Origin of the sequence: Streptomyces sp. M-16 (assembly GCF_052114405.1) — a bacterium.
Lineage (GTDB): Bacteria > Actinomycetota > Actinomycetes > Streptomycetales > Streptomycetaceae > Streptomyces.
The window spans coordinates 1-13,456 of the sequence record NZ_JBFRER010000019.1; the positions used below are offsets into that span (position 1 = coordinate 1).

A 13,456-nucleotide genomic window follows, 5' to 3' on the forward strand; every position below is an offset into this window, starting at 1 on the left:
GATCGAGGCGCAGGCGTTGGTGGAGACGTACGGGCGGGGTCGTCCGGCCGGCCGGCCTCTGTGGTTGGGGTCGTTGAAGTCGAACATCGGGCACACGCAGGCGGCGGCCGGGGTGGGCGGGATCATCAAGATGGTCGAGGCGATGCGGCACGGGGTCCTGCCCAAGACCCTGCACGCCGAAGAGGCCTCGCCGCACGTGGACTGGTCGGAGGGAACCGTACGCCTGCTCACCGAACCCGTCGCATGGGGCGAGAACGGCCGCCTGCGCCGGGCCGCCGTGTCCTCCTTCGGCGTGAGCGGGACCAACGCCCACACCATCATCGAACAGGCCCCGCCGGCACCCGACGCGGAAGAGGATCCCTCGGGCCGGGACCGGACCGAATCGCCCGGAGGCCCCACGCCCGTGGCGTGGACCCTCTCCGGACGCAACGGTGCGGCCCTGCGCGAGCAGGCGGAGCGGCTGTTGGCGCACGTCCTCGGCCTCGGCGACGTCAGCACGGTGGACGTGGCCCATTCCCTGGCGACCTCGCGGGCCGCACTGGAACACCGAGCCGCCGTGGTCGGGACGGACCTGCCCGGACTCGTCGCCGGTGTGAAGGCCGTGGCCGAAGGGACCTCCGCCGCACAGGTGGTCGAGGGGATCGGCAGCCGCGACGGCGAAACCGCGTTCCTCTTCTCGGGGCAGGGCAGCCAGCGGCTCGGCATGGGAAGTGAACTGCACGCCTCCTTTCCCGTGTTCGCCGACGCCTTCGACGAGGTCTGCTCCGCGCTGGACCGGCACCTCGAACGCCCCCTGAAGGGCGTCGTGTTCGGCGAGGACCCCGAACTGCTCGACCGGACCGGATACGCGCAGCCCGCCCTGTTCGCGGTCGAGGTGGCGCTGTTCCGGCTGGTGGAGTCCTGGGGCGTCCGTCCGGACTTCCTGGCGGGCCACTCCGTGGGCGAGTTCGCCGCCGCGCACGTGGCGGGTGTGCTCTCCCTCGACGACGCGGCGGCTCTGGTGGCGGCGCGCGGCCGGCTGATGCAGGCGCTCCCCTCCGGCGGTGTGATGGTCGCGGTGCAGGCCTCGGAGGACGAGGTACGCGACCTGCTCGCCGGGTTCGAGGACCGTGCGGGCATCGCCGCGGTCAACGGCCCTTCGGCCGTGGTGGTTTCGGGCGCGCAGGACGCGGTGGCCGCGGTCGTGGACCGGCTCGCGGCCGACGGCCGCAAGACGAAGGCGCTGACCGTCTCGCACGCCTTCCACTCCCCGCTGATGGACCCGATGCTCGAAGAGTTCCGCACGACCCTGGAAACGGTCACCTTCGAAGCCCCGCGCGTGCCGATCGTCTCCACCCTCAGCGGCGGTCCGGTATCGGCGGAGGAGTTCTGCTCGGTCGACTACTGGGTGCGCCACGTCCGTGAGGCCGTCCGCTTCGCGGACGCCGTCACCGCCCTCGCCGGCGAGGGCGTCGGCACCTTCCTGGAGATCGGTCCGGGCGGCGTCCTGACCGCCATGGCCCAGGCCGTCCTCGACGACGACGAAGCAGCCGTCATCCCCGTACTGCGCGCCGACCGGGCCGAGGGCCTGGCCGTCACCACCGCCCTCGCCCACCTCCACGTCCGCGGCACGCCCGTCGACTGGACGGCCGTCTTCGCCGGACACGGCGCGCGACGAGTGGACCTGCCCACCTACGCCTTCCAGCGCGAGCACTACTGGCTCGAAGCGGCCCCGGCCGCCGGTGGTCGCCGTACCACGATCGAGGAATGGCAGTACGACGTCACCTGGAAGCGGCTGACGGACCTTTCGGCCGATCCGGCCACCGGCCCCGCGGCCGATCGGGCGGCCGCGACGGCCGACGGGCACTGGCTGCTGGTCCTGCCCGCCGTCGGCCCGGACCACGACAGCGGCGCCGAACCCCTCGGGGCCGGACTCCGGGACGTGCTCGCCGCACACGGCTGCCCCGTCACCTCCCTCACCGTCGACGGCGCGCAGGACCGGGAGACGCTCACCGCACGGCTGCGCGAGGCCACGGACGCCATGCCCCCGCGCGCCGTCGTCTCGTTGCTCGCACTGGACGAGCGCCCCGTCGAAGGCCTGGCCGCCCTGACCGGCGGCGTCGCCGCCACCCTGACCCTGCTCCAGGCGCTGGGCGATGCGGGCGTCGAGGCGCCGCTGTGGTGCGCCACGCGCGGCGCGGTGTCCACCTCGCCCGACGACCACCCGGTCACGGCCCCCGGACAGGCCCAGATCTGGGGACTCGGCCGGGTGGCCGCGCTGGAGCACCCCGGCCGGTGGGGCGGTCTCCTCGACCTGCCCCCGGACTGCCGAGGACCCGTACCGGCCCGGATCGTGGCCGCCCTCACCGCCGGAGGCCAGGAAGACCAGCTCGCCGTCCGCGCAGACGGGGTGTTCGCCCGCCGCCTCGCCCGCGCCGACCGGGCCGGCGCCCACACCGCCGGGGAGTGGCGCCCCCGCGGAACCGTGCTGATCACCGGCGGGACCGGCGCGCTCGGCGGGCACGTCGCCCGGCTGCTCGCCGCCCGCGGCGCCGAACACCTGGTGCTGACCAGCCGACGCGGCCCCGAGGCCCACGGCGCCGACGAACTGCGCGCCGAACTGGAGTCGCTGGGCGCCCGCGTGACCCTGGCCGCCTGCGACGTGTCGGACCGCGACGCCCTGTCCCGGCTGCTCGCCGACCTGACGGACACGGCGGGCACGGCCGGCCCCCTCACCGCGGTGGTGCACACGGCGGGCGTGGACACCTCCGCCCTGCTGGCCGACACCGACCCGGCCGCCTTCGCCGCCGTCCTGGCCGCCAAGGCCGCGGCCGCCGTCCACCTCGACGAGCTCCTCGACGCACTGCCCGGTGGCCCCGCCGAACTCGACGCGTTCGTACTGTTCTCCTCCATCGCCGGAGTGTGGGGCGCGGGCGGCCAGGCCGCGTACAGCGCCGCCAACGCCCACCTGGACGCGCTCGCCGCCGCCCGCCGGGCCCGGGGCCTGCCGGCCACCGCCCTGGCCTGGGGACCCTGGGCCGACGCGGGCATGGCCGCCGGCCCCGGGATCGCCGAGAACCTGCGCCGGCGCGGCCTCGATCCCCTGGCGGCCGAATCCGCCCTCACCGTGCTGGAACGCGCCATCGCCCGGAACGCGACCGCCGTGACCGTCGCCGACGTGGACTGGGCGCGCTTCGCCCCCACCTTCACCGTCGGCCGCCCCAGCCCCCTGCTCGCAGACCTGCCCGAAGTCCGCGAGGCCGTCTCCGTACGGGCGGGCCACCCCGATGGGGCGCAAGACACCGCGGGCGCCCTGCGCCGGGCCCTCGACCGGGCGGACCCGGCCGAACGCGACCGCACCCTCGTGGAACTCGTAAGGGCCGAGGCCGCGGCCGTGCTCGGACACCCGGGCCCCGAGGCCGTCGAACCCGGCCGGGCCTTCCGCGACCTCGGCTTCGACTCACTGACCGCCGTCGAACTGCGCAACCGCCTCGTCAAGGCCACCGGACTGCGGCTGCCCACCACCATGGTGTTCGACTACCCGTCGGCGCTCGACCTCGCCGGCGCGCTCCTGGTCGAACTCCTCGGTACCGCCGACGCCCCCGAGAGCGCCGCCGTCCCCGTACGCGCCGACGACGAGCCGATCGCCATCGTCGCCATGAGCTGCCGCTACCCGGGCGGGGTCCGCTCGCCCGAAGAGCTGTGGCGGCTGGTCGACGAGGGCACGGACGCCATGTCGGTCTTCCCCGACAACCGCGGCTGGGACCTGGACACCCTCTACCACCCCGACCCCGACCACCCGGGCACCACCTACGCCCGCGCCGGCGGCTTCCTCTACGACCTCGCCGACTTCGACGCCGCCTTCTTCGGCATCTCGCCGCGCGAGGCGACCGCCATGGACCCCCAGCAGCGACTGCTCCTGGAGACGTCCTGGGAGGCCTTCGAGCGGGCCGGCATCGATCCGGCGAGCGTGCGCGGCAGCCGCACCGGAGTGTTCGTCGGCTCCGGGTACCAGGACTACATCCGGCGCGGCATCGCCGTCCCCGAAGACGTCGAGGGCTACCTGGGCACCGGCAACGCCGCCAGCGTCGCCTCCGGGAGGATCGCCTACACCCTCGGCCTCGAAGGACCGGCCGTCACCGTCGACACGGCCTGCTCGTCCTCCCTCGTGGCCCTCCACATGGCGGCCCAGGCCCTGCGCCGCGGCGAGTGCGAACTCGCCCTGGCGGGCGGGGTGACGGTCATGTCCAGCTCCGGCGCGTTCGTCGAGTTCAGCCGCCAGCGCGCCCTCTCCGCCGACGGCCGCTGCAAGGCGTACTCCGCCGACGCCGACGGCACGGGCTGGGGCGAAGGCGTCGGCATGCTGCTGGTGGAGCGGCTGTCCGACGCCCGCCGCAACGGACACCGCGTCCTGGCCGTCGTCCGGGGCAGCGCCGTCAACCAGGACGGCGCCTCCAACGGCCTCACCGCCCCCAGCGGCCGCGCCCAGCAACTCGTCATCCGGCAGGCCCTCGCCAACGCCGGCCTGTCCACCGCCGACGTCGACGCCGTCGAGGGGCACGGCACGGGCACCCGGCTCGGAGACCCCATCGAAGCCTCCGCGCTGCTCGCCACGTACGGCCGGGACCGCCCCGCGGACCGGCCGCTGTGGCTGGGCTCCCTCAAGTCCAACATCGGACACACCCAGGCCGCCGCCGGAGCGGGCGGCATCATCAAGATGGTGCAGGCCCTGCGGCACGGAACGCTCCCCAGGACCCTGCACGCCGAGGAGCCGACCCCGCACGTCGACTGGAGCGCCGGCGCCGTCCGGCTGCTGACCGAGCCCGTCGCCTGGGACCCCGCCGAGCACCGCCCCCGGCGGGCCGCGGTCTCCTCCTTCGGGATGAGCGGGACCAACGCCCACGTCATCATCGAGGAAGCACCGGAAGCACCGGAAGCACCGGAAGCACCGGACGCGCCGCGGACGGGTCCCCGGCCCCCGGCCGGAGCGGCGGCCGTACCCCTGGCGCTGTCCGCCCGCACGGGAGCGGCACTGGAACAGCAGGCCGGACGCCTCGCCGCGCTGCTGCGCGAGGACGGCACCCGGCCGCGCGACATCGGATACGCCCTCGCCACCACCCGCACCCTCTTCGACGAACGCGCCGTGGCGGTCGGCGAGGACCGCGACGAACTGGTCGCGGCCCTGGAGGCGATCGCCTCCGGCGGCTCCCACGAGTTCGCGGTCCGCGGCTCGGCCGGATCCCCCGCCCAGCCGGTGTTCGTCTTCCCCGGCCAGGGCTCCCAGTGGGCGGGCATGGCGATCGAGCTCCTCGACACCTCGCCCGTCTTCCGCGACCGGATCACCGCCTGCGGCGAAGCGCTCGCACCGTACGTGGACTGGACGCTCGACGACGTCCTGCGGGGCGCCGACGGAGCCCCCGCGCTGGACGGCCCGGACGTGATCCAGCCGGTGCTGTGGGCGGTGATGGTGGCCCTCGCCGGACTGTGGAGTGCGTGCGGGGTCCGCCCGGCCGCCGTCGTCGGCCACTCGCAGGGCGAGATAGCGGCCGCCGTCGTCGCCGGGGCACTGACCCTGGAGGACGGCGCCCGGCTCGTGGCCCGCCGCAGCGCCCTGCTCGCCCGGCTCGCCGGGCGCGGCGGCATGGTGTCGGTCCCGCGGTCCGAGGCCGAGGTCACCGCGCGCCTCGCCCCCTGGGAGGACCGCCTCGCCGTGGCCGCCGTCAACGGGCCGCGCACCGTGGTCGTCGCCGGCGAACCGGACGCGCTGGCCGAACTCGTCGACGCCTGCGCGGCCGACGGCATACAGGCCAAGCGCGTCAGGGTGGACCTGGCCTCGCACTGCGCCCAGGTCGAGGAGGTGCGGGACGAACTGGCCGCGGAACTCGCCCCGCTCGTCCCGAGCACGCCCAAGATCCCGTTCTGCTCGACCGTGACGGGCGACATGCTCGACACCGCGCCCGACGCCGCGTACTGGTACGGCAACCTGCGCCGGACCGTACGCTTCGAGCAGGCGGTCCGGCGTCTGCGCGCGGACGGACACCGCGTCTTCATCGAGATCAGCCCGCACCCGGTCCTGGTGTACGGACTCCAGGACACCCTCGACGACGCCCGTACGGACGGCCCCGCCGAAGCCGTCGTGCCGACCCTGACCCGCTCCGCGGGCGGCGCCCGGCGCTTCCTCGCCTCCCTGGGCGAGGCACACGCGCACGGCGTCCCGGTCGACTGGACCGCGGTGTTCGGCGACCCGACCGGCACCCCGGCCGAACTGCCCACCTACCCCTTCCAGCGGCAGCGGTACTGGCTCGACGCGCCCGACACCGCGGCGCAGACGGCACCGGCGCCGCAGTCCGCCGCGGACGCCGAGTTCTGGGCGGCCGTGGAACGCGAGGACCTGACCTCCCTCGCCGAGGAGCTGCGCTTCGACGAGGACACCACCCTCGCCACCGCGCTCCCGGCACTGCACGCCTGGCACCGCGGCCGCCGCGACGAGGACGCGACCCGGGCCTGGCGCTACCGGATCGGCTGGAAGCCGGTGCCCGACGCGGCCCCGCCCGCCCTCGCCGGACGCTGGCTCGCGCTCGTCCCCCGGGACCGGCTCGAAGACCCCGCGGTGGAGCTGGCGCTCGACTCCCTCGGCGCACACGGCGCCGACACCGTCCGGCTGGCCGTCACCGGAGACGAGGACCGTCACACCCTCGCCGACAGGCTGCGGGAAGCGGGCGCCGGCGTACGAGGAGTCCTGTCCCTGCTCGCCCTCGCGGACCAGGCCCACCCCGACCACCCGGCCGTCCCGCTCGGCCTCGCCACCACCCTGCTCCTCGTGCAGGCGCTCGGCGACGCCGACGTCGACGCGCCCCTGTGGTGCGTGACCCGGGGCGCCGTGTCCACCGGGCCCGCCGACCCCCTCCGCGCCGTACCCCAGGCGACGGTGGCGGCGCTGGGCCGGGTCGTGGCCCTGGAACACCCCGCACGCTGGGGCGGCCTCGTGGACCTGCCCGCCGACGTACGGGCCACGGATGCGGGGACCGGACGCCGGCTGGCCGCCGTGCTCCGCGGAGCCACCGGAGAGGACCAGATCGCCCTCCGCGCCGACGGCGCCCACGCCCGCCGGATGCTCCGCGCCACCGGCACCGACATCCCCGCCGGGCCCGGCTGGCAGCCGCGCGGCACCGTACTGGTCACCGGCGGCACCGGCTTCATCGGGAGCCGGGTCGCCCACTGGCTGGCGGCCGCCGGCGCCGAACACCTGGTACTGACCAGCCGTCGCGGCCCCGCGGCCGACGGCGCCGATGAGCTGCGCGCCGAACTGGAGGCACTGGGCGCCCGCGTGACGCTCGCCGCCTGCGACATGGCCGACCGGACGGCGGTGGCCGCCCTCCTGGACTCGCTCGCCGACCTGCCGCCGCTCAGCGCCGTGGTCCACGCCGCCGGCATCGGCACGCCCGCCCTGCTCGCCGACACCACCGTGGCCGAGGCCGCCGACGTACTGGGCGCCAAGGCCGCCGGCGCGGCCCACCTCGACGCGCTGCTCGGCGACCGCGAACTGGACGCCTTCGTCCTGTTCTCCTCCGGCGCCGCCGCCTGGGGCAGCGGCGCCCAGTCCGCCTACGCGGCGGCGAACGCCTCCCTCGACGCCCTCGCCGAACACCGGCGGGCGCGCGGCCTGACCGCCACGTCCATCGCCTGGGGCGCCTGGGGCGGCGGCGGCATGGTCGACCGCGCCGCCGAGGAACGGCTGAGGCTGCGCGGCCTGGACCCGATGGACCCCGCACTCGCCGTACTGGCCCTGCGGCGCGCGGTCGAACACGGGGACACCTCGGTGATCGTCGCCGACGTGGACTGGAAGCGCTTCCTGCCCGGGTTCACCGCCGCCCGGCCGAGCCCGCTGCTCGGGGGCCTGCCCGAGGTGGCCCGCCTGCTGGCCGCCGAGGAGAGCGGCGCGGACGCGGGGTCCGACGGCGAACCCCTCCTGGTACGCCGGCTGACGGGCCTGCCCGCCACCGAACGCGACGCGGCCGCGCTGGAATTCGTACGCTCCGAGGCCGCCACCGTACTCGGCCACCCCTCCGCCGACGCCGTACGGGAACGGCACGTCTTCCTGGAACTCGGCTTCGACTCGCTGACCGCCGTCCGGCTCGCGAAGCGGCTCGGCCGGGCCACCGGCCTCAAACTGCCCAGCACCCTGGTCTTCGACCACCCCACCCCCGCGGCGGTGACCACCCGGCTCCTGGCCCTCCTGGCGGAGGCCTCCGGCGGGTCCCACGGAGCCGGACCGGCCCCGCGCGACGAGCAGGACGACCTGCTCGTCGGCCTCTACCGCCGGGCCGGTGAACTGGGCAGGCTCTCCGAGGGCATCGGGATGCTCACCGCCGCGGCCCGGCTGCGACCGGTCTTCGACGCCGCGTCGGCCGCCGACCACGGTCCGGTCCCGGTCCGGCTGGCACACGGGGACGAAGGGCCGCAGCTGATCTGCTTCGGCCCGTACATGGCGCCCTCCGGGGTGCACCAGTACGCCCGCTTCGCCGCCGCGTTCGGCGGCCGGCGCACCGTCTGGGCCCTGCCCGAGCCGGGCTTCGCCCCGGGGGAGGCGCTGCCGCAGGACGTCGCGGCCCTCGTCGAGGTGCACGTCCGGGCCGTCGCCGACTGCGCGGGCGAGGAGCCCGTGGTGCTCGTCGGCTACTCCTCGGGGGGCTGGGTCGCGCACGCCGTGGCCTGCCGGCTGGAGGAGCTGGGCCGGCCCGTCGAAGGCATCGTGATGCTGGACAGCTTCACCCGCGAACAGGGCATGGCCGACCGTTTCCAGTCGGCGGTGGTACGGGAACAGTCGGAGCGCTTCGACTTCATCTCCGCGCCCGGCACCCAGCTCACCGCGATGGGCGGCTACCTCGCCGTCTTCGAGGACTGGGACGCCCCGGTGGCGAAGGCGCCCACGCTGGTCGTCCGCGCCGCGGACCGCATGGCGCACGGCGAGGACGGGACCGACGACCGGCCGCCCGCGCCCGGACACGCCCAACAGGTCACCGAAGTCCCCGGCGACCACTACACGCTGATGGAACGGCACGCGCCGTCCACGGCGACCGCGGTCGACGAATGGGTCCTCAAGCTGTCCTGACCCCCGCCACCCACACCCGCCCACCCGAAGGGAATCACGCCACACCATGAGCACCCCCGCCCGCACCGCCACCCCCACCGACAACAGCCTGTGGATACGCCGGTTCCAGCCCAGGCCGGACGCCGGCGTCCGGCTGGTCTGCCTGCCGCACGCCGGCGGCTCCGCGAGCTTCTATCTCCCCCTGGCCCGGAACATGCCGGACTTCGCCGACGTCCTGTGCGTCCAGTACCCCGGCCGCCAGGACCGTCGAGCCGAGCCCCTCATCGACAACGTCCCGGAACTCGCCGACCAGGTGTTCACCGCACTGCTGCCCTGGGCGGACCGGCCGTTGGCGTTCTTCGGCCACAGCATGGGCGCCTCGGTGGCCTACGAGGTCGCGGCCCGTTTCGAGCGCGAGAAGGGCATCGTCGCGGCGGCGCTCTTCGCCTCCGGGCGCCGGGCTCCCTCGGCACCGCGGCACGAGACCGTGCACCTGCTCGACGACCGGGGCCTGATCGACGAGGTCAAGAGCCTCAGCGGCACCGACACACAGCTGCTCGGGGACGAGGAGGTGCTCCGGATGGTCCTCCCGGCCATCCGCGCCGACTACCGGGCCGCCGAAACCTACGCCCCCGAGCCGGGGGAGCCCTTGCACTGCCCCCTGGTCGCCATGATCGGCAGCGACGACCCGAAGGTGACACCGGCGGAGGCGGCGGCCTGGGCCGCGCACACCGAAGGCCCGTTCGACCTGCGAGTCTTCTCCCAGGGACACTTCTACCTGGTACGCGACCAGGCCGAGGTGGTCCGCACCATGACGGACCACCTCCGCACCTCCGTCACTCCACCGATCCCGGTCCGCCGCCCCGGGGTGGGCGAGGTTCAGCCGCGCGGAGGGCCCGGGTTCCCCTGCCAGGACTGGTACGCCGGAGCGCCGTGTGCCGGCTGCCGGTAGGGAGCCGGGGCCGGGCGGCCGTTGCGCAGCAGCGTGGCGAAGTGGTCGTGCAGGTTGCGGGCTTGGTCGGCCGGGGGAACGTACGCGGTGACGGATCCGTCGGTCCGCCGGACCGTCACCACGACGCCGCCCTGCGGGTCCACTTGATGCCACACCCCGAGGAGAGCGGTCCCCGGAACCCACCCCGGCTCGGTCTCCGGACCGCCGCCGCGCCACCGGCGCAGCACCGTTCGCCGGTAGCCCGGAATCAGCAGCCCCGGGAGCGTCACCACGACGAACAGGAACAACAGGACGCCGGCGACCACCCCGGCTGTCCAGTGCAACAGTGCGATGAGCGTGCCGTAGCAGACCGCCACGATGAACACCCACATGCAGGCCGTGACGGCGGCCTCCGGCGCCCCGCTCTTGCGGAGCAGACTGAACATCCCCACCGACGCGAGCAGCACCAGTGCGGTGACGCACCCGGCTCCGTCGCCGAAGAGTGTGTCGGCGACGCGGCCGGCGAGCCGGTCCCGTCTGACGACGAAGCCGTGCTCGTGGAACCGGACGTTCATCCGTCCGCCCGGCGTGGCTCTCACGCCCTTGATCTCGTACATGGTGATCACGCTAGCGCCGACGTTCACCCCCTGGAGGACCACCCCCTTCGTCCCCGCGCTCACACGGCCCCCTCAGCGGTGAACTGCGGCGACACGGCGGCCTGACGGTTCCGTCGTGATGCGCGTCAGGCCCTGCTCGCCGGACGGGTCCGGTACAGCACACAGCGGCGGAGCGGCCCCTCGGGCACGCTCGGATCCTCGAAGTCGTCAGCCGGATCGCGGGTCATCCCGATGCGGCGCATCACCGCCTGGGAACGGAGGTTGCCGACGGTCGTCGTCGCGATGATCTCCGGCAGCCCGAGGGTCTCGAAGCCGAAGGCCAGGCAGGCGCGGGCGGCCTCGGTGGCGTAGCCGGTTCCCCACGCCGCACGCACCAGCCGCCATCCGACGTCCACCCCCGCGAACGGCATGCCCTCGTCCACCGTGTCCAGGCCGGCGCGCCCGAGGAACTCACCGGTCTCCCGTGCTTCGAGTGCCCACCAGCCGAATCCCCGCGCGTCGAAGTCGGCCCGCATGCGGGCCACCACGGCGTCGCTCTGCTTCCGCGTCAGCAGTGCCCCCAGGTGTTCGCGCACCTCGGGGTCGGCGTTCATCGCCGCCCACGGTTCGAGGTCGGATTTCCGCCACCGGCGGAGCACGAGACGGTCGGTACGCAGCTCTGGCATGCCGGTCAGGAAACGCCATCACGGCCACCGTGTCGACCGGATAATCGGTTGCGGCCCGGCGATGGGGCGGATGCAATGTCCCGCACGGTCGCCCGGGTGCGCCCGCCAGGGCGAGTCCACCGGACCCCGTACGACCCGGGGATCGCCACGCTGCGATCCGGGCGCACCTCGACCGGATCGCCATACGGGAGACACCCACGCATGAGTACGCCCCCATCGCCTTCCGCGTCGGTACGGACCGACGGACCAGCCGTCCGCATCGGCGCCCTCGTTCCGCTGACCCGGCCCGGCTGGGTCGAGGCGGGGCGGCACCTGCTTGCCGGACTCGAACTGGCCGTGTGCGAGGTCAACGACACCGGCGGGATCTCCGGAAGCCCACTGGAACTGGTGGTCCGGGACACCGCGGCTGATCCGCGCAGGGCCGCGGCGGCCGTCGACGAACTGGACCGCCTGGGCGTGGCAGCCGTGGCGGGGGAGTACCACAGCGTCGTCGCCCGCACGGCCGCTGCCAGGGCCCACGCCCGCGGCCTGCCGTTCCTCTGCTCGTCGGCGGTTCTCGACGCGCTCACCGAACAGCCGACGCCCTGGGTCGCGCGCCTCGCCCCGGCGCAGTCCCACGGCTGGCGGACCTACGCGGACTTCCTCCTGGCCGCCGGCCACAGCCGCATCGCCGTAGCGGTCGATCCGAGTGTCTACTGGGCGTCCGGGACCCGCATCCTGCGGGACCACCTCGCTCCACGCGGCGCCGCCGTCATCGAACTCGACATGCGTGAGCTCGCCCCCGAGGCCGTGTGCGACGCACTCGTCGACCACCGGGCGACGGCCCTGCTCCTCCTGGTCGGCCACCCGGAGCCGGCCGTGCCCGTCGTCCGGTCCGTCCGCCACGACCCGCGCCTCGCCGACGTCCTGATCGGCGCCCCGGCCGGACAGCCGGAGTTCTCGCAATGGGCGACGCTGCTCGGCTCCGCCGGCGCCGCGATCCCGTTCCTGCGCTACCTGCCCGAGCGCCTCGGCCCGCTCGGCGCACGGGTGGGGAAGGCCCTCCGCGAGCGGCTGGCCGAAGCGCCCTCCTTCGTCGCCTTCGAGGGATACGACACGGTCACCGTCCTCGCCGATGTGCTGCGCTCCCACGGCCCGGACCGGGCGCGCATCGCCGAATCCTGGCCGCACGTCACGGTCGAAGGCACCCGGGGGCAGATCCGGTTCTCCCGCACGCCGGGCATCAGCGTCTGGCAATGGGCCTGGACGCCGGTCCAGGTCGTCGACCGGGATCCGGCGGAACCCGCGCGCTTCCGGGTCCTCCACACCGGCTGAGGGAGCACGAAGGGGCCCCGCGGGCCGCCGGCCGACGCGCGGGGCTCAGCAGGGCTCGACGGACGGCCGGACCTTCGGCAGGCACCGAGGCCGCAGGGATCCCCTGATCGTGCGGGGTCGGACCGATCAGGCCGAACGGACAGAGAGGCCGGTCAGACCCGACGGACAGCGTTCGCGCTACGGCTGCCGGGCGAGCATCCGGGCGAGCGCCACCGCCCCCGCGACCCCGTCCCGCACCGGATGCGGGACCAGCCCCCACCGGGCCACGCGGCCGGCGAACCGCTCCAGCAGCGGGCCCTCCCGTCCCAGCAACCCTCCCGCCGTGACCAGGGGTTCGCCGCGTCGAGGCCGCAGCGCCCGCGCGCTCTCGGCGAGCAGGTCGGCGGCTTCGTCGAGGATCCGGCCCGCCACCGCGTCCCCGTCGACGGCCGCCCCGACCACCAGCGGGCAGTACCGGGCCAGCGAGGCGGGTCCGGATGCGGCGAGGGCGCCGTCGACGAGGGCGAAGCGCACCGACGCCGGGTAGCTCTGGTACCAGGCCCGGGACTCCTCGGGCAAGGCGTTCCAGCTCGTGAACGCCAAGTCCTTCCATGCCCACCGCCCCGTGTGCCTGGACGTCGCGGGCCTGGCCGACGGCGCCAACGACCTCCGGGTGGGCGTCTACACCTGCAGCACGAGCTACGGAGACGACCACTGGTGGCAGGTCGCCTGACCCGGTCCCGACCACCCTCCCCTCGCCCTCCACGGGGCCTGCTGCGGGGCGCCGCGCGCCGGCGCCCCGCAGCGGTGCCGCCCGGTCCGGGACCGGGCGGTGCCGTGAGCGACCGCGCACCCGGCCGTATTTCGGTTGCGTCGGCCC

The 13,456-nt window shown here is 75.0% G+C and carries 7 protein-coding genes; 4 read left to right on the top strand and 3 right to left on the bottom strand.

All coding sequences use genetic code 11. The features are described 5' to 3' along the window. Together AB4039_RS11400 and AB4039_RS11405 are read left to right on the top strand one after the other, a co-directional pair. On the top strand, positions 1 to 9,091 hold a 9,091-nt coding region (locus tag AB4039_RS11400), incomplete at its 5' end, for a type I polyketide synthase (RefSeq protein ID WP_442270629.1). A gap of 46 nt (positions 9,092 to 9,137) precedes the next feature. After that, entirely contained in the window at positions 9,138 to 10,022 is an 885-nt protein-coding gene (locus AB4039_RS11405; RefSeq protein ID WP_442270630.1) for a thioesterase II family protein, read from the top strand. Here the strand turns inward: AB4039_RS11405 and AB4039_RS11410 are convergent. Beyond that, positions 9,950 to 10,681 (bottom strand): hypothetical protein, encoded by a 732-nt coding sequence (locus AB4039_RS11410; protein WP_266846769.1) that lies wholly within the window; start codon positions 10,679 to 10,681, stop codon positions 9,950 to 9,952. The genes AB4039_RS11405 and AB4039_RS11410 overlap by 73 nt on opposite strands. A 62-nt stretch (positions 10,682 to 10,743) precedes the next feature. Further along, complete coding sequence (locus AB4039_RS11415) at positions 10,744 to 11,283, bottom strand: GNAT family N-acetyltransferase (protein ID WP_442270631.1); 540 nt, start codon at positions 11,281 to 11,283, stop codon at positions 10,744 to 10,746. 201 nt (positions 11,284 to 11,484) lie between these two features. Between AB4039_RS11415 and AB4039_RS11420 the strand changes: the two genes are divergently transcribed. Next, positions 11,485 to 12,597 (top strand): ABC transporter substrate-binding protein, encoded by a 1,113-nt coding sequence (locus AB4039_RS11420; RefSeq protein ID WP_266846772.1) that lies wholly within the window; start codon positions 11,485 to 11,487, stop codon positions 12,595 to 12,597. A gap of 177 nt (positions 12,598 to 12,774) precedes the next feature. Here AB4039_RS11420 and AB4039_RS11425 read toward each other — a convergent pair whose 3' ends face one another. Continuing rightward, entirely contained in the window at positions 12,775 to 13,179 is a 405-nt protein-coding gene (locus tag AB4039_RS11425; protein WP_266846774.1) for a hypothetical protein, read from the bottom strand. Between AB4039_RS11425 and AB4039_RS11430 the strand changes: the two genes are divergently transcribed. Continuing rightward, a complete protein-coding gene (locus AB4039_RS11430; protein WP_266846776.1) occupies positions 13,169 to 13,309 on the top strand; it encodes a hypothetical protein in 141 nt (46 codons plus the stop codon). The two genes, AB4039_RS11425 and AB4039_RS11430, sit on opposite strands and share 11 nt — an antisense overlap. The last annotated feature ends 147 nt before the right edge of the window (positions 13,310 to 13,456 follow it).